Here is a 23,220-nt window from a genome sequence, read left to right as displayed (position 1 = left end):
CGGCGTTTCAGTTGCCGCCTGTAAGGATGCCTGAAAAGCTGCGCGTTACCGGCCCGGTGAGAAAGACTGGGCCGATGCCGTCCCATTGAACCGTCACGATTCCCCCGTCGCATTCGACCTCGACGGTGCTGTCCAGCAGGCCGCGCCTGATTCCATTGACTGCCGCTGCGCATGAGCAGGAGCCTGAGCCGAGAGGGACGCCGCCACCGCGCTCCCAGATGCGCAACCGAATATGCCGCCGGTTGATGATCTGGACAAAGTGGACGTTGGTCTTGCGGGGAAACAACGGGTGAGTCTCGATCACCGTTCCTCGGGCTGCAACATCGAGGTGGGCCAGATCATCGACGAAATAGGTGCAATGCGGATTGCCCATGCTGCAAGCCACGGGGTTACCCGCAAGTGACAGGGCGAGCGTGTCTTGAGCCTGTGCCAGGGGTACGTCCGCCCATCCAAGCAGTGGTTCGCCCATGTCCACGGTAATGGCAGCGCTGCTGGTCCGGTTTGCAGGTCAGCAAGCCGCGCGCGGTGCGAACCGTAACCCGAGTGGCATTCGATTCGTTCATCAACAGGTCAGCCGCCCCACGCGTCGCGCTGCCGCAGGCATTGAGTACGCTGCCATCTGCGTTCCAGAACAGCAGGTGCGCATCGGCGTCATCGCATGCGAGTAGCACTGCCAACTGATTGAAGCCAATTCCACGGTTTCGGTCAGCGAGGTATCGAACCAGATCGCTCGTCACGGGGTTGTGCTTGTCTCTGGAGTCGACCACTACGAAGTCGTCTCCGTTGGCATGCATTTTGTGAAAGCGCAATTCAGGTACGCTTCCCTGCATTGAGCAGCACCAGCGTCAGCAACCCGGCGACGATGCCCCAGAACGCCGAGCCGACGCCGAACAGCGTCATGCCCGAAGCGGTGACCAGAAAGGTGATCAGCGCTGCTTCGCGTTCTTTTGGCTCGCCCATGGCCTGAGTCAGCCCGCCGATGATCGAGGCGAACAGCGCCAGCGCCGCTACCGAGAGGATCAGCGCCTTGGGCAGGGCGGCGAACAGGGCGGCGAGGGTGGCGCCGAACAGCCCGGCGATCCCGTAGAAAATCCCGCACCAGACCGCGGCGGTATAACGCTTGCGCGGATCTTCGTGAGCTTCCGGGCCGGCGCAGATCGCTGCGCTGATGGCCGCCATGTGGATGCCGTGGGAGCCGAAAGGCGCCATCAGGATCGATACCAGGCTGGTGGTGTTGAGCAGCGGCGAGGCCGGTACGTCGTAGCCGTTGGCGCGCAGTACGGCCATGCCCGGCAGGTTCTGCGAGGCCATGGCGACGATGAACAGCGGAATGCCGATGCTGATCGCCGCGGCGATGGAGAAGCTCGGCGTTGTCCACTCCGGCGTCGCCAGTTGCAGTTCGAACTGGGAGAAGTTCAGCAGCCCCAGCGCGCCGGCCAGCACGCAGCCGACCACCAGCGCACCCAGCACGGCGTAACGCGGCTGCAGGCGCTTGCCCAGCAGATAGGTGAACAGCATGGCGATCACCAGCAGCGGTTGCTGCTCGGCGGCCACGCAGATTTCCAGGGCGATCTTGAACAGTACGCCGGCCAGCAGCGCCGCAGCAATGGAACCGGGGATACGGCGCATGATGCGGTCGAAACTGCCGGTCAGGCCGCAGACCAGAATCAGTGCCGAGCAAACGATGTAGGCGCCGATCGCTTCACTGTACGGCACGCCGGGCAGGCTGGTGATCAACAGCGCCGCTCCAGGCGTCGACCAGGCGACCATCACCGGGGCGCGGTAGCGCAGCGACAGGCCGATGCAGGTCACCGCCATGCCGATCGACAGCGCCCAGATCCATGAGGAAATCTGCCCGCTGCTCAGCCCGGCTGCCTGGCCCGCCTGGAACATCAGCACCAGGGAGCTGGTATAGCCGGTGAGCATGCCGATGAAGCCGGCCACCACGGCAGCGGTGGAGGTATCGGCCAGCGGGCGCAGGCGCGGTTGGCTGCTCTCGAGCATTACAGTACTCCTTTGAGGTCGGCGAGAATCGGGTACAGCGAGATCACCAGCAGCACGGCCATGCCGACATTGAAAACGCGCAGCACCGTGGCATTGCGCAGCCAGTTGCGCAGCAGGCTGCCGGCCACCGTCCACAGGCCCACGCAGGGCCCGCCAACCACAGCGAACAGGGCGGCGATCAGCAGCACGTTGACCAGGAAGTTTTCCTGCGGGGTGTAGGTGGCGATGGCGCCGATGGCCATGACCCAGGCCTTGGGATTGACCCACTGGAACGCCGCTGCCTGCAGAAACGTGAAAGGCTTGCCACGCTCGCCACCGGTGCTGTCCGGCGCGCCGGAGCGGGCGATTTTCCAGGCCAGGTAGAGCAGGTATGCGGCGCCCAGGTAACGCAGCAAGGTGTACAGCACCGGAAGCTGCTCGAACAGCTGACCCAGGCCCAGCCCTACGCAGATGATCAGCACCATGAAACCAAGGCTGATGCCCAGCATGTGCGGCAGACTGCGGCGCAACCCGAAGTTTACCCCGGAGGCGAGCAGCATCATGTTGTTGGGGCCTGGCGTGATCGAGGTGACGAAAGCGAAGGCGACGAAGGCGAGTAGCAGTTCCAGGGTCATTATCAGGCACTCGGGAGCGATATCGGCAGAAGTGCCAGCAAGACTATGTCGTGGGCCGCAACACGTCGCCGTACAGAGACTTGCGTAAAACACGATACAGTCGATTGGCGAACCCGGCGCCAACGAGTAGTTTCGGCGCCTTGATCAATCCGCGCATAAGGAATTTGCGATGCCCAGCGAAATCAATCCCTACGCTGCCCCTCAAGTCACGCTCGTCGAAGAGGCGCCCGTTCGACCACAGGATGGTTGGAGCGTCACTCAGTTGCGCCTGCTCGGCTGGTTGAGCCTGCTGTCGGCAGTAGGCGCACTGGTATCCATTGGCGTCGCTGGTGCCAGCGGGTATTTCGCTGACCGTTGGCTGGCGCAGGTTAGCCAGTGGCTCAGCCCAGCGCTCGAGCTGCTGGGCGTCTACCTGCTGTTGCGTCTGAAGCGATTCGCGGAGCAGCGGTTCCAGGCCGAAAATCTCACCAGCCCGGTAATGGCGGTGGCGGTGCTCGGGATGCTGCTCAGCTGCATGGAGCTGGTATTGGGAGAGGCCACCAGTGAGCCCGGTACGCCGATGCTCATCTATTTTGGCTTGATGTGGGTCTACGGCGGGTTGCTGGTCTGGATGGGCATACGCATGCGCAAGGTACAGAACGCCTACCCAGCCTTCACCATGCTGGCCTGGATGAACATCGTCGGCGGCCTGATGGTAGCCACGGTAATCCTGATCGTGCTGGCCATCGCTCCCTTGCTGGGAACCGCTGTGGCCATGGCCTTCGTATTCTTCAAGGCTGCCAGGGAGCTAAAGGCTTCTGCCTGATTCTGCGAGAGTGCTCAGGCGCGCTCCTCCAGCCCCTTGCCCAGTGTCTGGTTGACGGTCAGCCAGCCAGTCACTGCAGCTTCTCCCGCCTCGGCGAATGCTTTGCGCAACAGCTTGGCCTGCTCGCGGCGCAGGCCAGCTTCCAGCTTGGCACCTTCCGTGGTGAACACCAGCAAGCGTTTGCGCCTGTCATCCGTGGCCGTCTCGCTCTGCACCAGCTGCATCTCCTGCAATTGTCGCAGCGGCGTGTTCAACGCCTGCTTGCTCACCTTCAGGTAACCGAGCAGTTCCTTCACGCTCAGGCCAGGGTACTTGGCGACGAAAAACAGGATGCGCTGATGCACCCGCGACAGGCCGCGGCGCGCGAGCATCTCGTCCGCCTTGGCGGTGAACGCCTGATAGCCGAAGAAAAAGGCTTCCATCGCGGTTTGCTGATCGGTTGAATTTTTAAGGTCAATCATATTGACGTATATGTCCCGGGCGTCGTACTTTCGGTCAAGCAGTTTGACCTAGGGTCTGTTGACATTTCAACGCGAGCCGCGTTGCCGCGAGAAATCTCGCCAGGCGAGGCGGAGGACGCAGGGAATGGCGTTCCCTTTTCAAGTCCTCCAACGACGCATGGCGAGATTTCTCGCGCAACCCGTAGGGCCGGGCACGTTTTGCCGCGATGCTGCGTTTCTCGCCGGCTCATTTAGCCCGCTAAACTTCGCGGCTCGTGCCTTGCCTCGCGGCAAAACGGGCTCCGGCGCGGCCGTGCGTGAAACGTCAACAGACCCTCGTTTCATGACTTATCACCTGGTGACCTCATGGCCTTCTCCGAACGCATCTCCCGCCTTAAAAGCTCCCTGATTCGCGAAATCCTCGCTGCCGCCCAGCGCCCGGAAGTGATGTCGTTCGCCGGTGGCCTGCCGGCCGAGGAGATGCTACCGGTGCTCGACTGGTCGCAGATGCCCACCAGCATGGGGCAATACGGCATGAGCGAGGGCGAGCCGGCATTGCGTGAAGCCATCGCCGCAGAGGCCCGCCTGCTGGGTGTGCCCTGTGAGGCCAGCCAGGTGCTTATCGTCAGTGGCTCGCAGCAGACCCTGGACCTGGCCAGCAAGCTGTTCATCGACCCAGGCACCAAGGTGCTGCTCGAAGCGCCAACCTACCTGGCGGCCTTGCAGGCGTTTCAGCTGTTCGGTGCCGATTGCGTGGCCGTGCCCCAGGAGGCCGACGGCCCGCAGCTGCAAGCGCTCGAAGCGCAGCTGGAGCGCCAGCGCCCGGCGTTCGCTTACCTGATTCCAACCTTCCAGAATCCCAGTGCGGTGCGCTACAGCGAAGCCAAGCGCGACGCCGTGGCGGCCCTGCTGGATCGTTATCAGGTCACGCTGATCGAGGATGAGCCATACCGCGAGCTGGTGTTCGACGCCGGCAGTGCCACGCCCATCGTCAGCCGCCTGCGCAAGGCCAGCTGGATCTATACCGGTACCGTTTCCAAGACGCTACTGCCCGGGCTACGTGTCGGTTACCTGATCGCGACGCCGGATCTGTTTCCCCATCTGCTGCGCCTCAAGCAGTCGGCGGATCTGCACACCAACCGTGTCGGTCAATGGCAGGCGCTGCAATGGCTGGGTACCGAGCAATACCGAGAGCACCTGGCCGAGCTGCGAGATTTTTATCGCCTGCGCCGTGATGCGATGCAGGCGGCGCTCGTCGAACACTTCAGTGAGCTGGCCGAGTGGCAGGTTCCCCAGGGTGGGCTGTTCTTCTGGTTGAAGCTCAAGCAGCCCCAGGACACGCGCCTGCTGCTCGATGCAGCGCTGGCGCAGAACGTGGCGTTCATGCCGGGTGAGCCGTTCTTCATCGACCCGGATCGTGAGCCCGGTTACCTGCGGTTGAACTTCAGCCACGTGGCACCGGAACGCCTGGGTGAAGGGCTACGCCGGTTGGCTGGCGTGGTACGTCAGGGATTGGCCGCGGACGCGGCGTGATTATCGGCAAAGGGGGGATGAACATGTACAAGGTGTATGGCGATTACCGCTCGGGCAACTGCTACAAGGTCAAGCTGATGCTCAGCCTGTTGGGCAAACCGTTCGAGTGGGTGCCTATCGATATTCTCAATGGCGATACCCAGCGGCCCGAGTTCCTGGCCAAGAACCCCAACGGCAAGATTCCGGTGCTCGAACTGGAAGACGGCACCTGTCTGTGGGAGTCCAACGCCATCCTCAACTTCCTGGCCGATGGCAGCGAATTCCTCGAGACCGAGCCACGCCTGCGTACCCAGGTGTTGCAGTGGCAGTTCTTCGAGCAGTACAGCCATGAGCCGTATGTGGCGGTGGCGCGGTTCATTCAGCTGTACCAGGGCATGCCGGCTGACCGTCAGGAGGAATACAAGGTCTGCCAGGTTCGCGGCCACAAGGCGCTGCGGGTGATGGAGCGGCAACTGCAGCAGACGCCGTATCTGGTTGGCGATCGCTACACCATCGCCGACATCGCCCTGTACGCCTACACCCATGTGGCTCACGAGGGCGGCTTCGACCTCAGCGCTTACCCGGCCATCAATGCCTGGCTGGATCGCATCGCCAGCCACCCGAAACACGTGACCATGCTGGGCTGATAGCCGCGTCCGCTCTTGTAGCCTGGCGTAGAGCGCAGCGAAACCCAGGGATCGGTTTTCGCTGCTTACACATGCCGATAGCGAAACCGCTCCCCGCACATCGCTTCGCTCAGTGACGGGCTACAGACGCAAATGACTACTTTCGCAACAACCGCAACCCATTGAACACCACCAGCAGGCTCACGCCGACATCGGCGAACACCGCCATCCACATGGTGGCGTGGCCGGTGACGGTCATGGCCAGGAAGACTGCCTTGATGCCCAGGGCCAGCACGATGTTCTGCTTGAGGATCGCCGCGGTCTGCTGAGACAGGCGGATGAACGCCGGGATCTTGCGCAGGTCGTCGTCCATGATCGCCACGTCGGCGGTTTCGATGGCCGTGTCGGTGCCGATCGCGGCCATGGCGAAACCGACATCGGCGCGTGCCAGGGCCGGGGCGTCGTTGATGCCGTCACCGACCATGGCCACCACGCCTTTCTGTGCGAGCAGGGTTTCGACGGTTGCCAGTTTGTCGGTGGGCAGCAGGTCGCCGCGGGCCTCGTCGATGCCAACCTGGGCGGCGATGGCCTGAGCGGTGTGCTGGTTGTCGCCGGTCAGCATGACGGTCTTGATGCCCATGGCGTGGAGGCTGGCGATGGCCTCGCGGCTGCTGTCCTTCAAGGTGTCGGCGACGGCGAACAGGGCCAGGGGGCGGGTTTCGTCGCTGAGCACGATCACCGTCTTGCCCTGGCGCTCGAGTTCATCGAGTCGGGTTTCGAGCGCCGCCGAACACAGGCCCAGCTCCTCGAGCAGGCGATGGTTGCCCAATTGGTAGCGCTGGCCATCGATCACGCCGCGCACGCCGCGCCCGGCCAGGGCTTCGAATGCCTGTACCTCGGCCAGCTCGATACCCTGTTGCCGGGCTGCACTGGCCACCGCCAGGGAAACCGGGTGGTCGGAGCGAGCAGCCAGGCTGGCGGCGAGTATGTGGTAACGGGCGGCATCCTCGCCCAGTGCCTGGTAGTCGGTCTGCACCGGCTTGCCGTGGGTGAGGGTGCCGGTCTTGTCCAGCGCCAGGTGAGTGATGTGTCGGCCGTGTTCCAGGTACACGCCGCCCTTGACCAGAATGCCCTTGCGCGCCGCTGCGGCGAGGCCGCTGACGATGCTTACCGGCGTGGAAATCACCAGAGCACAAGGGCAGGCGACCACCAGCAGGACCAGGGCGCGATACACCCAGTCGAACCAGCTGCCACCCAGCAACAATGGCGGCACCACGGCCACCGCCAGGGAGAGCAGGAACACCAGCGGCGTGTAGATGCGCGCGAAACGGTCGACGAAGCGCTGCGTCGGTGCGCGTGCGCCTTGAGCCTCCTCGACGGCCTTGATGATGCGTGACAACGCGCTGTTGCTGGCTGCGGCGCTGACCTGGTATTCCAGTGCGCCGCCCTGGTTGATGGTGCCGGCGAACAGGGTATCGCCCACGGTTTTCTCGATGGGCAGGCTTTCCCCGGTGATTGGCGACTGGTCCACCGTCGAGTGCCCGTCGAGCACCTGGCCGTCGAGGCCGATGCGCTCACCCGGTCGCACCCTCACCACGCTGCCGATGGCCACCTGGGCGACGTCGAGCGCCTGCCAGCTGCCGTCGGCCTGGCGTACCGTCGCCTGTTCCGGGGTCAGGGCCATCAGGCCGCGAATAGCGTTGCGGGCGCGATCCAGGGATTTCGCCTCGATCCGCTCGGCGATGGCGAACAGCACCATGACCATGGCCGCCTCGGGCCACTGCCCGATCAGCACGGCGCCGGTCACGGCGATGCTCATCAGCGCATTGATGTTCAGGTTGAAGTTTTTCAGGGCGATCCAGCCCTTCTTGTAGACGTCGAGCCCAGCCGTGAGGATGGCGCCCAGGGCGATCAGTGCGACCACCCACTCCGGCGCGCTGTCGGTGAAGTGCACCAGTTCGGCGATGAAGGCGGCCACGCCAGCACCGATCAGCCGCCACGGCAAGCCGCTGGCCACAGGCTCGGCGGGCGCGGCCTGGGTTTCGCTTTCGAGTTGTGGGGTGAAGCCGAGCCCGCGGATCGCCAGCAGGGCGGGCTCCAGGGCGTCCGGGCGGTGGCGAATGGTCAGCACCCGCTGCATCAGGTTGAACTGCAGCGCCTCGATGCCGGGCTGACGGGCCAGCTTGTCGCTGATCAGGCGTTCCTCGGTCGGGCAGTCCATCTGCTCGATACGCACGCGGGTCTCGGCGGCCAGGGGTAGCGCCTGCATGCCCAGGCTGGCGATCGCCGCGATCACCTGCGGCGCGGCGCCGGCCTGATGCTCGACGACAAGGCTGCGGTTGAGCAGGTTGAACTGCAGGTCGTGCACCTCGGGCATGGGCTGCAGCTTGCCGCGGATCAGGCTCTCCTCGGTCGGGCAGCACATCTGTTCGATGCGCAGTGCACTGCTCTCCGTGGCGAGATCTGCCTGGCTGCCTGCAGGCTCACTGATTCCCGCGACCAATTGGCTGCCCGGCGTGCAGCACGCAGGCTTCGTATCGCTCGCGCAGCAGCCTGCCTGAGGGTGTACGGGTTTTGGAGCATGGTCATGATCACAGCAATTCGACATGGGGGCTCTCCCAACTATCCTGTTGCAGAGTGAACACCCTGTAGCCACTATAGGGTCAAGCATCGGGAGGAAAGTGATCATGAAAATTGGCGAATTGGCGACGGTTACCGGTTGTCAGGTGGAAACCATCCGCTATTACGAGCGTGAAGGATTGCTGCCCGCGCCCCAGCGTAGCGAAGGCAACTACCGTCTTTACCTGCCGGAGCACGTCGAGCGGCTGACCTTCATCCGCAATTGCCGCACCCTGGACATGACGCTCGACGAAATTCGTGAGCTGCTCAGCCTGCGCGGCCGGCCAGCGGAAAACTGCGAGGCCATCAACAGCCTGATCGACGAGCATATCGAGCACGTCAACGCGCGGATCGCCAGCCTGCAGTCGCTGCAGGAGCAACTGGTCGAGCTGCGCAATAGCTGCCTGGCGGATCAGCAATCGTCGCCTTGCGAGATCATCCGGCAACTCAGTACCAGTGACACGCTGCACGCCGAGAAGGATGTGTCCCATGTCGGCCGGGCTCATCGGCACTAGCAGGCTGTTGGAAAACTTGCCTCGCCTACGTTTTTCAACGACCTGTTAGTCGCGCGGCTGCAAGTTGGGCATAATCGGGCTCTGTCTGTCATTGCCTGCCCGGTATCCGATGTCTTGCCGTCCGCTTCGCGTCCTGTTGCTCTGCCTGCTGGCGCTGGCCTTGCCCGCCCAGGGCATCGCCGCGGTCGGCATGCAGGCGGGCATGGCGCTTTCGATCGGCGGTCACGGTCATGCCATGCATCTCTCGGGTGTTACGCATTCGTGCGAGGCGGACTGTGCTCATCATCAATACCCCGCCAAGCAGAAGGCGCCCGGGCATGCGGCCTGCAGCCTCTGCGTGTTCTGCGTAGGCGTGGTCGCCTTGAGCCCTGGATTGCTCTCGGCCACGCAGTTGCCGCTGGATCGACCGCAGGCTTTCTGGCATCAACATTTCCTCGAGCACATTGCCGACACCCCGGATCGGCCCCCTCGCGCTTTCATCGGCTGAATCATGTCCGCGAAACGACACCTGGCGGCAGTAAAGGCCCGCCAGGTGACCCGCGTGCTTTCGTGCACGCCGATGATGAGTCAACGAGGCAAACAACATGCGAATCAACACAGCCCTAGTCAGCACCCTGGCGCTTGCCGCGCTGCTCCAAGCGTCAATACTCGATGCCGCCGAGCATGAACATGGTGCCGGCCATGGCGCCGGACACGCCACGCAAAACGCCGAACAGAAACCCTGGGGCATTCCTGGTGATGCCGCCGAAGCGACGCGCACCGTGCATATCCGCATGAACGATCAGATGCGTTTCGTACCAGATCGGCTGGAGGTCAAGGCCGGGGAGACGGTGCGGCTGGTGCTGCACAACGACGGGCAACTGCTGCACGAGTTCGTGCTGGGCGACAAGGCGCAACTAGACGAGCACGCTGCCATGATGTTGCGGCAGCCGAACATGGCGCATACCGGCATGGACATGCTGCACGTGCAGCCAGGTGAGGAGGGCGAGGTGACCTGGACGTTCGACCGGGCGGGCACCTTCGACTTCGCTTGCCTGATCGCCGGGCATTACCAGGCCGGCATGGTCGGCAAGGTTGCGGTAATGCAGTAAGAGCAAGGCGCGGCTGGAGTGGTTTCCGGCTGCGCCTTTGTCTTTCCGATCAATGTCGCCGCGACGCTTGCGGGGCTTCCCCGGCTTTCGCTTCGCGGCGTAACGCCGGGCTACCGGCGTTACGCCGCGAAGCGCTGTTCCAGATAGGCTGCAATGGCCTTGGATTCGTACAGCCAGGTGCTCTGGCCGTTTTCTTCGATGCGCAAGCAAGGCACCTGGATCTTGCCACCCTGGCTCTCCAGATCGCTGCGGGCTGCGGCATCGTTCTTGGCATCGCGCAGCGCTACGGGCACGTTGAGGGCATGCAGCTTGCGGCGAATCTTCACGCAGAATGGGCAGGCCTTGAACTGATACAGCGCCAGGTTGCCGGCGGCCTGTTCGACCGCAGCCTGCGCCTCGGGCGCGCGCTTCATCTTGGCCGGGCGGGTGGCGATGTCGCCGAGGACGATCAGTTGGCCGAGGCCCAGGCGCAGTGCCTTGATAATCATGATGAGTACCTGCAGAAGTGAACGGCGCGCAGCTTACCCGAGTTGAGCCATCGGCCCAACCGGCAAGGGCCTGTTGCCGTTTCAGCGCGGCCGTGCGTGAAGCAGTAACAGACCCCAGCGCTTGCGGCATAATGTTGCGCCCAGTTGATCCTCACGGCCGATGCGATGAAACCCGAAGACCTGAAATTGTTGGTAAGCCGCGAGATGCCCTTCGGCAAGTACAAGGGGCGGCTGATTGCCGACCTGCCGGGCCACTACCTCAACTGGTTCGCCCGGGAAGGCTTTCCGAAAGGCGAGATCGGCCAGTTGTTGGCCTTGATGCAGGAGATCGACCACAACGGCCTGTCGGCACTGCTCGACCCCCTGCGCAGCAAACCGCGCCAGCCACCGCGCGGCTGATCAGCCTTCGACGAGGCGCTGCTCGAGATGCTCGACGATGCTGTCGGGCTTTAGCACCAGCACGTCGCTCTCCAGTGTGTCGAGAATCACCTCGGCGGTATTGCCGATCAGCGCGCCGCTGAAACCGGTGCGCGCCACCGTGCCAATCACCGTCACCGCTGCGTGCAGCTCGTGGGCGAGTTTGGGGATCAGCACATCGGCCGGGCCTTCGGCGATATGCAGGTGCTCGTCATCGATATCGTAGGTGTTCTGAAACGCCTGGCATTCCTGGCGATAGCGCTCCTCCACGGTATCGCGCAACTGGAAGGTCGGATCCGCGGCGGTCAGCATGGGCGATGGATGAGCGCTGAGCACGTGCAGCTCGGCCTTGGCCAGCTTGGCGATGTCGTAGCCATGCTCGATGATCAGGGTGTGCAGCGCGCGGTGCTCGCCGTCGATGTTGCCCACGTCGACCGCCGCCAGCACAGTGCCGCCGCTCCAGGGCGTCAGGGTTTTCACCAGTAGCACCGGGCAGGGGCAATAGCGCAGCAGCTTCCAGTCATCGGGCGTCAGCAGCGCTTTCTTGAGGGGATTGTCAGGGCGATGCTGCTTGATCACCAGGCCACAACCTTCGGTCTGCTGGGCATGGGCGATGGTGTCGTGCAGGCTGCCGCGCCAGGCCTGCTGGGCGCTGACACTGTAACCATCCTGCTGCAACGCATTGCATAGCTGACGCAGATGCCCGCTGTGATCCACCGACTCGTCGCAGATCAGCAGATGCAAGTGGGATTGCGTAACCCCGGCGATCAGTTTGGCGCGCTTGAGCGCCAGGGTGTCGGCGTGTTCCGGCTCGATGACCACGAGAATGCTGCGGATGGCTTGCATGGCGTGTTCCTCTGCGTGCGGCGATGGTTATCAATATAGAGGGTGCTTTCGCAGCAAGTTCTTGATCGGTATCAAACCCGGCGGCTGGTGGTTGCCGTCGGCGGCCTTATAATGGCCGGCTTGATGCCTGGCGCTGGCTGTACCGCCTCCTGGTGGGCAGGCGTTTCGGGCTTTTCTCTTTTCGTTGCTCATGGGCCATGCACGTGTCATCTCCCGTCACAGTTTCAGATCATTCACCCGCTACCGGCCGCCGCAGCGCCACGCCGAGCTTGCCGGAAATCCATGAATTCCTCGGCTGCCGCACGCCCCAGGCCTGGGTCGAAGCAGCGCTGGCCAATCAGGACATCATGCTGATCGACCACAAGAACTGCGAATTCAAGGCGGCTAGTACGGCGCTGAGCCTGATGGCCAAGTACAGCTGCCATGTCGATCTGATCAACATGATGTCGCGCCTGGCCCGTGAGGAGCTGGTACATCACGAGCAGGTGCTGCGCATCATGAAGCGCCGCAAGATCGGCCTGCGTCCGGTATCCGCGGCACGCTACGCTTCGGGGCTGCGCAAGGTGACGCGTAATCATGAGCCGCAGAAGCTGGTCGACACCTTGGTGGTCGGCGCCTTCATCGAGGCGCGTAGCTGCGAGCGCTTCGAGGCGATCGTGCCGCATCTGGACGAAGAACTGGGCAAGTTCTACTACGGCCTGCTTAAAAGCGAGGCCCGGCATTTTCAGGGCTACCTGAAGCTGGCGTACCAGTATGGCGATGCCGCCGACGTTGAACAGGTGATCGAGCGGGTGAGGGCGGTGGAGCAGGAACTGATCGAGTCGCCCGACAGCGAGTTTCGCTTCCACAGCGGCGTGCCGCAGGCGTAGGCGAGGTTCGGCGCGGGGCTTTCCATGCGCCGCACTGCTCCGGTGTTCAGTCCAGGGCGAAAGGGCGCTGGTCGAAACCGTTCTCGTCGATCTGCAGCGCCCAGCCCTGTTTGTCCCAGTCGCCGAGCACGATGCGCCTGGCCGGCTGACCATCGACCTGTAGGTCATGCACGGCAGGGCGGTGGGTATGACCGTGGATCAGCGTCTTCACGCCGTATTGCGCCATCACCCGCTGTACTTCCTCGGGCGTGACGTCGACGATGTCGCTGGCTTTCATGCGTGTCTGCGAGCGGCTTTCCGAACGCAGTTTGCGCGCCAGCTTGTGGCGGGTGTTGAGCGGCAGGTTGCGCAGGATGAACAAGCTCAGCGGGTTGCGCAGCAGGCGGCGCATCTTCTGGTAGCCCACATCCAGGGTGCACAGGCTGTCGCCATGCATCAGCAGGGCCTTTTCGCCATTCAGGTTCACCACATGGGGATCGCCGAGCAAGGTGCAGCCCGCTTCGCGGCAGAATCCCTTGCCGAGCAGAAAGTCGCGATTGCCGTGCATCAGGTAGATGCGCGTGCCGCTGTCGCTCAGGCGCCTCAGGGCTTCGGCGATGCTTCGCTGGAACGGCGTCATGGCGTCGTCGCCGATCCACACTTCGAAAAAATCACCGAGGATGTACAGCGCCTCGGCCTGGCGCGCCCGGGTGTCGAGAAAATGCAAGAACGCCCGGCTGATGTCCGGGCGCTCCTCTTCAAGATGCAGGTCGGAGATCAGCAGGATCACTCGACGATCTCGGCCTTCTCGATGATCACGTCGTCTGCCGGAACGTCCTGGTGGCCGGACTTCATGGTGGTGGACACGCCCTTGATGGCTTCGACCACGTCCAGGCCTTCGACCACTTCACCGAATACGGCATAGCCCCAGCCCTGTACGGTCGGTGCGCTGTGGTCGAGGAAGGTGTTGTCGGCAACGTTGATGAAGAACTGCGCGCTGGCCGAGTGCGGTTCCATGGTGCGGGCCATGGCCACGGTGCCGGTCTTGTTGGAGAGGCCGTTGTTGGCTTCGTTCTTGATCGGCGAGCGAGTCGGCTTCTGCTTCATGCCTGGCTCGAAACCGCCGCCCTGGATCATGAAGTTGCCGATCACGCGATGGAACACGGTGCCGTCGTAGTGGCCGCTCTTCACGTATTCCTTGAAGTTGGCGACGGTTTCCGGCGCCTTGTCTTCGAACAGTTTGAGGGTGATGACGCCGTGGTTGGTGTGCAGCTTGATCATGTGCTTAATCGCTCTGTCGAGAAAAACGCGGGCCGCTTCAGGCTGACCGGGGCTTTAAAGCTGCCCGAAGGTCAGTGAGCAGGCACCAAGGCCTGTCAGGGGGTTGACAGCTTGGGCTATGATAAGCGCTTTGTTTTAGTCGGCCTACCCTGTGCCGCAATCCACGCGCTAAGGACACCATGAGCAAGCCCACCGTCGAAAAAGCCGCCAACTTCCTGCTGCCCATCGTTCAGGCCGACCTGGACGCCGGCAAGCACGCCAAGATCATCACCCGTTTCCCGCCGGAGCCCAACGGCTACCTGCACATCGGCCACGCCAAGTCGATCTGTCTGAACTTCGGCCTGGCCCAGGAATTCGGTGGCGCGTGCAACCTGCGCTTCGACGACACCAATCCGGCCAAGGAAGACCAGGAATACATCGACGCCATCAAGGACGACGTCCGCTGGCTGGGCTTCGAGTGGGCCGGTGAGGAGCGCTACGCGTCCAACTACTTCGACCAGTTGCACGACTGGGCCGTCGAGCTGATCAAGGCCGGCAAGGCCTATGTCGACGACCTGACCCCGGACGAAGCGCGCGAGTACCGCGGCACCCTGAACACCCCCGGCAAGGACAGCCCGTACCGCGAGCGCAGTGTGGAAGAGAACCTCGACCTGTTCGCCCGTATGAAGGCCGGCGAGTTCCCGGACGGCGCCCGTTCGCTGCGCGCCAAGATCGACATGGCCTCGCGCAACATGAATCTGCGCGACCCGATCCTCTATCGCATTCGCCATGCCCATCATCACCAGACTGGTGACAAGTGGTGCATCTACCCGAGCTACGACTTCACCCATGGCCAGTCCGATGCCATCGAAGGCGTGACCCACTCGATCTGCACCCTGGAATTCGAGGATCACCGCCCGCTGTACGAATGGTTCCTGGCCAACCTGCCGGTGCCGGCGCAGCCGCGTCAGTACGAATTCGCCCGGCTGAACCTGAACTACACCATCACCAGCAAGCGCAAGCTCAAGCAGCTGGTCGACGAGAAGCACGTCAACGGCTGGGACGACCCGCGCATGTCGACGCTCTCGGGCTACCGCCGCCGCGGCTATACGCCGGCATCGATCCGCACCTTCTGCGACATGATCGGCGTCAACCGCGCCGGCGGCCTGGTGGATATCGGCATGCTGGAATTCGCTATCCGCGAAGACCTGGATGCCAACGCCTCGCGCGCCATGTGCGTGCTCAAACCGCTCAAGGTGGTGATCAGCAACTATCCGCAAGGCCAGGTCGAGAGTCTCGAATTGCCGCGCCATCCCAAGCAGGACATGGGCACCCGCGTGCTGCCGTTCTCCCGTGAGATCTACATCGACGCCAGCGACTTCGAAGAAACCCCGCCGGATGGCTACAAGCGCCTGATCCCTGGTGGTGAAGTGCGCCTGCGCGGCAGTTACGTGATCCGCGCCGACGAAGCCATCAAGGACGCAGCCGGCAACATCGTCGAGCTGCGTTGCTCCTATGACGAGAACACCCTGGGCAAGAACCCGGAAGGCCGCAAGGTCAAGGGCGTGATCCACTGGGTGCCGGCGGCCGAAAGCGTGGAGTGCGAAGTGCGCCTTTACGATCGTCTGTTCCGCTCGGCCAACCCTGAGAAGGCCGAAGAGGGCGGTAGCTTCCTCGACAACATCAACCCGGATTCGCTGGTGGTGCTCAGCGGCTGCCGCGCCGAGCCGTCGCTGGCCAAGGCCGCCGCTGACGACCGTTTCCAGTTCGAGCGTGAGGGCTACTTCTGCCTCGACAAGGATTCGACCGCCGATGCGCTGGTGTTCAACCGGACCGTCACGCTGCGCGACTCGTGGGGGCAATAACGACTGTCAAATTGCTGCGCTCGATCAGGCTGCGTTGGAGCGTGGATCGGACTGCTCATGTACTCGAGTACACTCCGCGTCCTCCCCTCGCTCCGCCTTGCCTGATCTTCGCTCGCTGCTTTGAAAGCCGTTCTTGAGGAATTTTAAGATGCTGTCAATCTACAACACGCTCAGCAAGGCCAAGGAACCCTTCAAGCCGCTTGAAGGCAACAGCGTGCGCATGTACGTGTGCGGCATGACCGTGTACGACTTCTGCCACATCGGCCACGCCCGGGTGATGGTCGCCTTTGACGTGGTCACTCGCTGGCTGCGCCATCGCGGCTATGACGTGACCTACGTGCGCAACATCACCGACATCGACGACAAGATCATCAAACGCGCCAATGAGAACGGTGAACCGTTCGAGGCGCTGGTTGAACGCATGATCGCGGCGATGCACGAGGACGAAGGCCGCCTGAACGTGCTGCGCCCGGACATCGAGCCGCGCGCCACCGGGCATATAGCCGGCATGCACCAGATGATCCAGACCCTGATCGACAAGGGCTACGCCTACGCGCCGGGCAATGGCGACGTGTATTACCGCGTCACCAAGTTCGAAACCTACGGCAAACTGTCGCGTCGCAAGATCGACGAACTGAAGATCGGTGCGCGCATCGAGGTCGACGAAGTCAAGGAAGACCCGCTGGACTTCGTGCTGTGGAAAGCCGCCAAACCGGGCGAGCCGAGCTGGGAGTCGCCGTGGGGCAAGGGCCGGCCGGGCTGGCACATCGAGTGCTCGGTGATGTCCACCTGCTGCCTGGGTGACACCTTCGACATTCACGGCGGCGGTCCTGACCTGGTGTTCCCGCACCATGAGAACGAAATCGCCCAGAGCGAGGCGGCCACCGGCAAGCAATACGCCAATGCCTGGATGCACGCCGGTGCGGTGCGCGTGGACGGCGAGAAGATGTCCAAGAGTCTGGGCAACTTCTTCACCATCCGCGAGGTGCTGGAGAAGTACCACCCCGAAGTGGTGCGCTACCTGCTGGTATCCAGCCACTACCGCAGCCCGATCAACTATTCGGAAGAGAGCCTGCGCGAAGCCAAGGGCGCCCTGGAGCGTTTCTACAATGGCCTCAAGGGTCTGCCGCAGGCTCAGCCTGCCGGTGGCGAGGCCTTCGTCGAGCGCTTTGTCGCGGCAATGGACGATGATTTCAACTCGCCCGAAGCCTGCGCCGTGCTGTTCGAGATGATTCGCGAGGTCAATCGCCTACGCGAATCGGATGTGCAGGCCGCTGCTGGCTTGGCGGCGCAGCTCAAGGCGCTGGCTGGTCTGCTCGGTGTGTTGCAACTGGAGCCGGATGCTTTCCTCAAGGCCGGCGCCGAAGGCAAGGTCGACGCCGCCGAGGTCGAGGCGCTGATCGCCGCGCGCCTGCAGGCCCGTGCCGACAAGAACTGGGCAGAGAGTGACCGCATCCGTGACCAGATCACTGCGCTTGGCGTAGTGCTCGAAGATAGCAAGGGCGGCACCACCTGGCGCCTCGCCGAGTAATCGCCCGATGTACCCAAAAGGCCGCTAACGCGGCCTTTTCATTTCTAGACACTCGCCACGGAAACCCCATGCTGACCCGCTACAAGCTGCTGCTCTCCAATGCCCTGACTCGCTACTTCCCGCGTACCGCCGCCTACCTCGAAGCCGAGAAGCAGGCTGCTGCCGAGCGCGCAAAGGTCGCGGCGAAGAAACCGCTGGCGCAGAACAAGACCGCCGCCACAAAGCGCGCTGCCAAGGGCCCGAATGCCGGCAAAGGCAAAGGAGAGCCGGCCACAAAAAAGCCGGTAAGGCGCGCTAGCGCCGGCATCTACTCGTCAGCGGCAACCAAGGTAACCGCAGCCCAGGAGCAGGCGATGCGCGAAACCGTGGCGCGGGCCGTCGCGGCTGGTGTCATCGGTGCGCCTTCCGACGAGCAGTGGGCGATGATTCTCTGTCGCCAACCGTTGGCCCGCATCTTCGCTGGAGCGGGCTCAGGCAAGTCGACCACCCTGGTGCTGCGCGTGGTGTTCATGCTCTGTCACCTGAACGTCGAGCCTGAACGATTGACGGTGATTTCCTTTACCAATGCTTCCTGCGCCGAGCTGCGTGAACGACTGGCGAGCGTGCTCGGCTTCTGGCAGTTCTCGGCGGATGTTGGTCCGTGCGTGCGTACCTTTCATTCCGCGATGGGCGTGCTGGCGCGCCAGGTTCTGGGCAATCCAGCCTGGTTCGAGCAGTTGGGTGATAAACGCGCGTCGGCGAGCGAGCCGGACAACCCATTGGGGGGAGGGCGTCTGGGGTCTGCACAAACACGCCTGCTCAAGGATGCTTATCAGGCCTGTTATACCGATGACCCAGCGTTTCGCGGCCGGGTTCACGAGCTGCTCGGCTCCCCACTGCCCGATCCGCAAAAGGCGTTGCCGAAGGCGCCCATGCAGCCGTTTCGGCTGGCGGGTGAGCTGCATGCCGCGCCGCTGTTCGAGGTGTTCTACGCCCAAGCCGGTTTCATCGAGAGCATCGGCATTCCCATCGAGCGGATGGCTGCAGCCGCGCTGGCCTGCTCGCCCGCCGAGCGAACCTTTCTTTTGGCGTTGCAGGCATTCTGGAAGGCCTTTGGCCAGCAACTGAGCCAGCAAGGTCTGATGACCTTCAATGACGCCTTCCAGCAACTGACGCACATGCTCGATAAGGCTGATGGGCGTTTGAGTGCGGATGCGCTGCAGGGTTTTTCCCATCTACTGATCGATGAGTTCCAGGACATCTCGCCGCAGATCGTGCAATGGCTGCAGGCACTGCACCGGCGCCTGGCCGGCACGGCCACGGCTGTCAGCCTGATGGCCATCGGCGATGACTGGCAGTCGATCTATGGTTGGCGGGGCAGTTCCCCGGAGCTGTTCATGGCCTTCGATCGGCACTTTCCGAGCAAAGGCAAGGGCAAGAGCGCGGTGCTGATGCTGCAAGCCAACTATCGCTCCATCGAGCCGGTGATTCGCGACGCCGAGTCCATACTCGACGCCGTGGCCTTCAAGCAGGACAAGATGACCACGCCGATTCGCCCCACGCCGGCGGGCGGCCATGGCGTGAAGTTGATGACGCCGTTCGACCTGGCCCGTGACATGGGTGAGCTGCAGCAGGCCATCGCAGCGCAGTGCGACTATGCGCGTGACATCGGTTCCAGGGAGCGCACCGCGGTGCTGCTGCTGGGGCGCCGCAACGACACCCTGAAGGACGTTCAGGCCGGGCTGGACCGCACGTTGCCGGTAAAGGCCTATACCATTCACCGCGCCAAGGGGTTGCAGGCCGAGGTGGCGATCATCGTCGACGACTGCCTGCCGCCTACGCCTCATCCACTGCGTAATGCGCTGTACGCCTACTGTGGCTTCTTCGCCAACAGCTACGACCAGGCGATGGCGGACGAAAGCCTGCGCCTGGGCTATGTGGCCGTCACCCGAGGCGTCAGTCGGGTGCTGTGGTTCGTGCGCAAACCCCAGGGTGCCACGCGTTCGCTGGGCTGAAACGAAAAACGGCGCCACCTGGGCGCCGTTCCTGCCGCTGGCAAAGCGTCAGGCGTGCAGGTGCTCCGCGGCGTGCAGGGTGTTCTCCAGCAGGCAGGCGCGGGTCATCGGGCCAACGCCGCCGGGCACCGGGGTGATCCAGCCGGCGCGGGGCAGGGCGGTTTCATAGACCACGTCGCCGATCAGCTTGCCATCGGCCTGACGGTTGATGCCAACGTCGATGACGATCGCGCCTTCCTTGACCCACTCGCCCTTGACCAGGCCCGGCTTGCCGGCGGCGACCACGACGATATCGGCTTGCGCCACATGGCCAGCCAGATCCTTGGTGAAACGGTGGGTGATGGTCACGGTACAGCCGCCGAGCAGCAGTTCCAGTGCCATCGGCCGGCCGACGATGTTCGAGGCGCCGACCACCACGGCGTGCATGCCGTACAGATCCTGGCCGGTACTGGCCAGCAGGGTCATGATGCCCTTCGGGGTGCAGGGGCGCAGCAGTGGCATGCGCTGCGCCAGGCGACCGATGTTGTAAGGGTGGAAGCCGTCCACGTCCTTGTCCGGGCGAATGCGCTCGAGCAGCAGCGACGCGTCCAGGTGAGCTGGCAGTGGCAGTTGCAGCAAGATGCCATCGATGCCGGCGTCTTCGTTGAGCGTGTCGATCAGGTCGCGCAGCTCGTCCTGATTGGTTTCGGCGCCCAGGTCATAAGCACGGGAAATGAAACCGACTTCTTCGCAGTCCTTGCGCTTGTGCGCGACGTAAACCTGAGAGGCGGGGTCGCTGCCGACCAGGATCACTGCCAGGCCGGGGGCGCGCTGCCCCTGCTCGCGTCGTTCGGCGACGCGCTGGGCGATCTGCTGGCGGATATTGGCGGCAATCGCTTTGCCATCTATCAGTTGTGCGGTCATTGCGCTTGGTTAACCATCGAAAGGGAGAAAAAAGGACGCGCATTCTCGCATGGCATTAAGGAAGGGCAAAGGCGGCAGAACGCAGATTTGGTGTAACTCCTTTATCTAACTGAATTTTTTTCGATTTGGGTGTTGACGCCCCAAGGGCGCCTCTATAAGATGCGCACCACTTGGCGAGCACAGCAAGTGACAGGGTAAAGCGGCAACGGCAGCAACGAAAGTAGCCGCTCTAGCCGAAGCTTGAAGTCTGCTCTGGTGGATGGATAAGTGCCCGTAGCTCAGCTGGATAGAGCATCCGCCTTCTAAGCGGATGGTCGCAGGTTCGAGTCCTGCCGGGTGCGCCACTAGGTGTGTCGGCACAAGTGAATAGCAGCAAAGCAATATGGTGGGCGTAGCTCAGTTGGTAGAGCACAGGATTGTGGCTCCTGGTGTCGAGGGTTCGATCCCCTTCGTCCACCCCATATTCTGAAAGCGCCAGGCCCTTAAAAGCCTGGCGTTTTTGTTTGTAAAAAGTATTACCACGCGGACGTGGTGGAATTGGTAGACACACTGGATTTAGGTTCCAGCGCCGCAAGGCGTGAGAGTTCGAGTCTCTCCGTCCGCACCATCTTTACGCCCCTCCCGTTTGCCACCTGCATCTAGGGTGACTTCTGCAACACCTCCCTCTAGAATGCATGCCCTTGAATGGGGCCGGTAAGCGGCCGGCATACGTCTGTGCAACGAGGAATATCCATGCAAGTTTCTGTTGAAAGCACTTCCGCTCTCGAGCGCCGCATGAGCATCACTGTGCCGGCCGAGCGCATCGAGACCCAGGTCAACAAGCGTCTGCAGCAGACTGCCCAGAAAGCCAAGATCCCTGGTTTCCGTCCCGGCAAGGTGCCGATGAGCGTGATTCGCCAGCGTTTCGAAGCCGACGCACGCCAGGAAGCGGTAGGCGACGTCATTCAGTCTTCCTTCTATGAGGCGGTGGCCGAACAGAAACTCGCCCCTGCCGGTCAGCCTTCGGTAGAGCCGAAAGTACTGGAGAAGGGCAAGGACCTGGAGTTCGTCGCGACCTTCGAAGTGTTCCCGGAAATCAAGGTCAGCGGCCTCGAGGGCATCGCCATCGAGCGTCAGCAGGCTGAAGTGGCCGACTCCGACGTCGACAACATGCTGGACATCCTGCGCAAGCAGAACACCCGTTTCGAAGCCGTAGAGCGTGCTGCCGAGAAAGACGACCAGCTGAACATCGACTTCGTCGGCAAGATCGACGGCGAAGCCTTCGCGGGCGGTTCGGCCACCGGCACTCAACTCGTACTGGGCTCCGGCCGCATGATCCCGGGCTTCGAAGATGCCCTGATCGGCGCCAAGGCCGGCGAAGAGCGCGTGATCAACCCGACCTTCCCCGAGGACTACCAGAACCTCGACCTAGCTGGCAAAACCGCTGAATTCACCGTCAAGGTCAACAGCGTTTCCGCCCCGCAACTGCCGGAGCTGAACGACGAGTTCTTCGCCCTGTTCGGCATCAAGGAAGGTGGTCTGGAAGGTTTCCGCGCCGAAGTTCGCAAGAACATGGAGCGCGAACTGCGTCAGGCCATCAAATCCAAGATCAAGAACCAGGTCATGGAAGGTCTGCTGGCCGCCAACCCGGTCGAAGTGCCCAAGGCCCTGATCGCCAGCGAAGTGAACAACCTGCGTGTGCAGGCCGTTCAGCAGTTCGGCGGCAACATCAAGCCGGATCAACTGCCGGCCGAACTGTTCGAAGAGCAGGCTAAGCGCCGTGTGTCCCTGGGCCTGATCGTCGCCGAAGTGGTCAAGCAGTTCGAGCTCAAGCCAGACGACGCCCGCGTGCGCGAGCTGATCCAGGAAATGGCCTCGGCCTACCAGGAGCCTGAGCAGGTCGTGGCGTGGTACTACAAGAACGACCAGCAGCTGAACGAAGTTCGTTCGGTTGTACTGGAAGAGCAAGTTGTAGATACTGTTTTGCAGAAGGCCAATGTGACTGACAAATCGGTCTCTTACGAAGAAGCAGTCAAGCCGGCAGAAGCTCCACAAGCCGCCTGATTTCTTCGCCTCGTTCGAGAACACCATAAGCCAGCCTCAGTGCTGGCTTATGCGTATTCGAGACATGACTTTTATTAGGGAGCGAATGCTGGAAATGTCGCACAATCCTTTCATGCAGCAAATGTCCGATATCCAGGCCGCTGGCGGTCTGGTTCCCATGGTCGTCGAGCAGTCCGCTCGTGGCGAGCGCGCCTACGACATCTATTCGCGTCTGCTCAAAGAGCGCGTGATCTTCCTGATCGGCCCGGTCGAAGACTACATGGCCAATCTGGTTGCCGCGCAGCTCCTGTTCCTCGAGGCCGAGAACCCGGACAAGGACATCCACCTGTACATCAACTCGCCAGGTGGTTCGGTAACTGCCGGCATGTCGATCTACGACACCATGCAGTTCATCAAGCCGGACGTGTCGACCACCTGTATAGGTCAGGCGTGCAGCATGGGTGCATTGCTGCTGGCTGGCGGCGCTGCGGGCAAGCGTTACTGCCTGCCGCATTCGCGCATGATGATCCACCAGCCGCTGGGCGGTTTCCAGGGTCAGGCTTCGGACATCGAGATCCATGCCAAGGAAATCCTGTTCATTCGCGAGCGTCTGAATCAGGTTCTGGCCAACCACACTGGCCAGCCGATCGAAGTGATCGCCCGTGATACCGACCGTGACCGTTTCATGAGCGGTGAAGAAGCGGTCAACTACGGCCTGATCGACAAGGTACACAGCCGTCGCGAGCAAATCGGCTGAAGCATCACGCTCGCTGGCCGACGATAGTCGGTCAGCGGCACATCGGGCTTGAAAATGCCCCGG

22 protein-coding genes, 3 tRNA genes and 1 pseudogene are annotated in these 23,220 nt (G+C 62.7%); 16 read left to right on the top strand and 10 right to left on the bottom strand.

Annotation, left to right across the window (positions count from 1 at the left end; translation table 11 throughout):
- Nucleotides 1-7: 7 nt before the first annotated feature.
- From dapF to BVH01_RS11175, 3 genes and pseudogenes are all read right to left on the bottom strand, one after another.
- Nucleotides 8-830, bottom strand: a pseudogene (dapF, locus tag BVH01_RS11185) (diaminopimelate epimerase).
- Nucleotides 811-2,004, bottom strand: a complete 1,194-nt coding sequence (locus tag BVH01_RS11180) for a benzoate/H(+) symporter BenE family transporter (RefSeq protein WP_075930378.1) — start codon at nucleotides 2,002-2,004, stop codon at nucleotides 811-813. The pseudogene dapF and the gene BVH01_RS11180 overlap by 20 nt, the downstream one beginning before the upstream one ends.
- The gene (locus tag BVH01_RS11175; protein ID WP_075930377.1) at nucleotides 2,004-2,618 is read right to left on the bottom strand and encodes a LysE family translocator; all 615 of its coding nucleotides are present in this window, start codon (nucleotides 2,616-2,618) and stop codon (nucleotides 2,004-2,006) included. Before BVH01_RS11175 ends, BVH01_RS11180 begins: the two co-directional genes overlap by 1 nt.
- Before the next feature lie 169 nt (nucleotides 2,619-2,787).
- On the opposite strand from BVH01_RS11175, the gene BVH01_RS11170 reads away from it, so the two are divergent.
- Nucleotides 2,788-3,423 carry a hypothetical protein gene (locus BVH01_RS11170; protein ID WP_083659459.1) on the top strand — a complete coding sequence of 212 codons (636 nt, stop codon included), beginning with the start codon at nucleotides 2,788-2,790 and terminating at the stop codon, nucleotides 3,421-3,423.
- A 14-nt stretch (nucleotides 3,424-3,437) separates the two neighbouring features.
- Here BVH01_RS11170 and BVH01_RS11165 read toward each other — a convergent pair whose 3' ends face one another.
- Nucleotides 3,438-3,884 carry a MarR family winged helix-turn-helix transcriptional regulator gene (locus tag BVH01_RS11165; protein WP_075930376.1) on the bottom strand — a complete coding sequence of 149 codons (447 nt, stop codon included), beginning with the start codon at nucleotides 3,882-3,884 and terminating at the stop codon, nucleotides 3,438-3,440.
- Between the two features lie 345 nt (nucleotides 3,885-4,229).
- Here BVH01_RS11165 and BVH01_RS11160 point away from each other — a divergent pair, with 345 nt between their 5' ends.
- Nucleotides 4,230-5,396: a PLP-dependent aminotransferase family protein gene (locus tag BVH01_RS11160; protein WP_075930375.1), complete on the top strand. Its 1,167-nt coding sequence runs from the start codon at nucleotides 4,230-4,232 to the stop codon at nucleotides 5,394-5,396.
- 23 nt (nucleotides 5,397-5,419) lie between these two features.
- The gene (locus BVH01_RS11155; RefSeq protein ID WP_075930374.1) at nucleotides 5,420-6,022 is read left to right on the top strand and encodes a glutathione S-transferase family protein; all 603 of its coding nucleotides are present in this window, start codon (nucleotides 5,420-5,422) and stop codon (nucleotides 6,020-6,022) included.
- 136 nt (nucleotides 6,023-6,158) lie between these two features.
- On the opposite strand, the gene BVH01_RS11150 is transcribed toward BVH01_RS11155, so the two are convergent.
- Nucleotides 6,159-8,270, bottom strand: coding sequence for a heavy metal translocating P-type ATPase (locus tag BVH01_RS11150; protein WP_256562770.1), 2,112 nt, complete (start codon nucleotides 8,268-8,270; stop codon nucleotides 6,159-6,161).
- Between the two features lie 418 nt (nucleotides 8,271-8,688).
- Between BVH01_RS11150 and cadR the strand changes: the two genes are divergently transcribed.
- The 3 genes from cadR to BVH01_RS11135 all read left to right on the top strand — a co-directional run bounded on the left by cadR (nucleotide 8,689) and on the right by BVH01_RS11135 (nucleotide 10,226).
- Nucleotides 8,689-9,135, top strand: a complete 447-nt coding sequence (gene cadR / locus BVH01_RS11145; protein WP_075930373.1) for a Cd(II)/Pb(II)-responsive transcriptional regulator — start codon at nucleotides 8,689-8,691, stop codon at nucleotides 9,133-9,135.
- A 136-nt stretch (nucleotides 9,136-9,271) separates the two neighbouring features.
- Nucleotides 9,272-9,622 carry a hypothetical protein gene (locus BVH01_RS24375; RefSeq protein WP_139315557.1) on the top strand — a complete coding sequence of 117 codons (351 nt, stop codon included), beginning with the start codon at nucleotides 9,272-9,274 and terminating at the stop codon, nucleotides 9,620-9,622.
- Nucleotides 9,623-9,725: 103 nt separating this feature from the next.
- On the top strand, nucleotides 9,726-10,226 hold the full coding sequence (locus BVH01_RS11135; RefSeq protein ID WP_075931009.1) for a cupredoxin domain-containing protein: 501 nt from the start codon (nucleotides 9,726-9,728) through the stop codon (nucleotides 10,224-10,226).
- A gap of 119 nt (nucleotides 10,227-10,345) precedes the next feature.
- Here BVH01_RS11135 and BVH01_RS11130 read toward each other — a convergent pair whose 3' ends face one another.
- Complete coding sequence (locus tag BVH01_RS11130; protein ID WP_013791333.1) at nucleotides 10,346-10,714, bottom strand: glutaredoxin; 369 nt, start codon at nucleotides 10,712-10,714, stop codon at nucleotides 10,346-10,348.
- A 165-nt stretch (nucleotides 10,715-10,879) separates the two neighbouring features.
- Between BVH01_RS11130 and BVH01_RS11125 the strand changes: the two genes are divergently transcribed.
- Nucleotides 10,880-11,113, top strand: coding sequence for a DUF3820 family protein (locus BVH01_RS11125; RefSeq protein WP_013791334.1), 234 nt, complete (start codon nucleotides 10,880-10,882; stop codon nucleotides 11,111-11,113).
- Here the strand turns inward: BVH01_RS11125 and BVH01_RS11120 are convergent, their stop codons facing one another.
- Complete coding sequence (locus tag BVH01_RS11120; RefSeq protein ID WP_075930371.1) at nucleotides 11,114-11,977, bottom strand: universal stress protein; 864 nt, start codon at nucleotides 11,975-11,977, stop codon at nucleotides 11,114-11,116.
- Nucleotides 11,978-12,174: 197 nt separating this feature from the next.
- On the opposite strand from BVH01_RS11120, the gene BVH01_RS11115 reads away from it, so the two are divergent.
- Nucleotides 12,175-12,846, top strand: a complete 672-nt coding sequence (locus tag BVH01_RS11115) for a tRNA-(ms[2]io[6]A)-hydroxylase (protein ID WP_256562755.1) — start codon at nucleotides 12,175-12,177, stop codon at nucleotides 12,844-12,846.
- Nucleotides 12,847-12,892: 46 nt separating this feature from the next.
- Here the strand turns inward: BVH01_RS11115 and lpxH are convergent, their stop codons facing one another.
- Together lpxH and BVH01_RS11105 are read right to left on the bottom strand one after the other, a co-directional pair.
- Complete coding sequence (gene lpxH, locus BVH01_RS11110; protein WP_075930370.1) at nucleotides 12,893-13,615, bottom strand: UDP-2,3-diacylglucosamine diphosphatase; 723 nt, start codon at nucleotides 13,613-13,615, stop codon at nucleotides 12,893-12,895.
- Nucleotides 13,612-14,106: a peptidylprolyl isomerase gene (locus tag BVH01_RS11105; protein ID WP_075930369.1), complete on the bottom strand. Its 495-nt coding sequence runs from the start codon at nucleotides 14,104-14,106 to the stop codon at nucleotides 13,612-13,614. The genes lpxH and BVH01_RS11105 overlap by 4 nt, the downstream gene beginning before the upstream one ends.
- Before the next feature lie 179 nt (nucleotides 14,107-14,285).
- On the opposite strand from BVH01_RS11105, the gene BVH01_RS11100 reads away from it, so the two are divergent.
- The 3 genes from BVH01_RS11100 to BVH01_RS11090 all read left to right on the top strand — a co-directional run bounded on the left by BVH01_RS11100 (nucleotide 14,286) and on the right by BVH01_RS11090 (nucleotide 19,475).
- Nucleotides 14,286-15,950, top strand: a complete 1,665-nt coding sequence (locus BVH01_RS11100; protein ID WP_075930368.1) for a glutamine--tRNA ligase/YqeY domain fusion protein — start codon at nucleotides 14,286-14,288, stop codon at nucleotides 15,948-15,950.
- Between the two features lie 148 nt (nucleotides 15,951-16,098).
- A complete protein-coding gene (cysS, locus tag BVH01_RS11095) occupies nucleotides 16,099-17,481 on the top strand; it encodes a cysteine--tRNA ligase (protein ID WP_075930367.1) in 1,383 nt (460 codons plus the stop codon).
- Between the two features lie 68 nt (nucleotides 17,482-17,549).
- Nucleotides 17,550-19,475, top strand: a complete 1,926-nt coding sequence (locus BVH01_RS11090; protein WP_075930366.1) for a UvrD-helicase domain-containing protein — start codon at nucleotides 17,550-17,552, stop codon at nucleotides 19,473-19,475.
- Between the two features lie 48 nt (nucleotides 19,476-19,523).
- On the opposite strand, the gene folD is transcribed toward BVH01_RS11090, so the two are convergent.
- Nucleotides 19,524-20,378 carry a bifunctional methylenetetrahydrofolate dehydrogenase/methenyltetrahydrofolate cyclohydrolase FolD gene (gene folD, locus BVH01_RS11085; RefSeq protein WP_075930365.1) on the bottom strand — a complete coding sequence of 285 codons (855 nt, stop codon included), beginning with the start codon at nucleotides 20,376-20,378 and terminating at the stop codon, nucleotides 19,524-19,526.
- Nucleotides 20,379-20,645: 267 nt separating this feature from the next.
- On the opposite strand from folD, the gene BVH01_RS11080 reads away from it, so the two are divergent.
- The 5 genes from BVH01_RS11080 (at nucleotide 20,646) to clpP (ending at nucleotide 23,157) form a co-directional block, all read left to right on the top strand.
- Nucleotides 20,646-20,722, top strand: a tRNA-Arg gene (locus BVH01_RS11080).
- Between the two features lie 41 nt (nucleotides 20,723-20,763).
- Nucleotides 20,764-20,839: transfer RNA gene (locus BVH01_RS11075), tRNA-His, on the top strand.
- Nucleotides 20,840-20,900: 61 nt separating this feature from the next.
- Nucleotides 20,901-20,985 (top strand) — tRNA-Leu (locus BVH01_RS11070).
- Between the two features lie 125 nt (nucleotides 20,986-21,110).
- Nucleotides 21,111-22,421 (top strand): trigger factor, encoded by a 1,311-nt coding sequence (tig, locus tag BVH01_RS11065; RefSeq protein WP_075930364.1) that lies wholly within the window; start codon nucleotides 21,111-21,113, stop codon nucleotides 22,419-22,421.
- Between the two features lie 94 nt (nucleotides 22,422-22,515).
- Nucleotides 22,516-23,157, top strand: a complete 642-nt coding sequence (clpP, locus tag BVH01_RS11060) for an ATP-dependent Clp endopeptidase proteolytic subunit ClpP (RefSeq protein ID WP_070887516.1) — start codon at nucleotides 22,516-22,518, stop codon at nucleotides 23,155-23,157.
- The last annotated feature ends 63 nt before the right edge of the window (nucleotides 23,158-23,220 follow it).

It is taken from the genome of Pseudomonas sp. PA1(2017), from assembly GCF_001945375.1.
Taxonomy (GTDB): Bacteria; Pseudomonadota; Gammaproteobacteria; order Pseudomonadales; family Pseudomonadaceae; genus Aquipseudomonas.
Note: the sequence above shows the minus strand (reverse complement) of the source record. Positions and strands in the feature narration are given on the sequence as shown.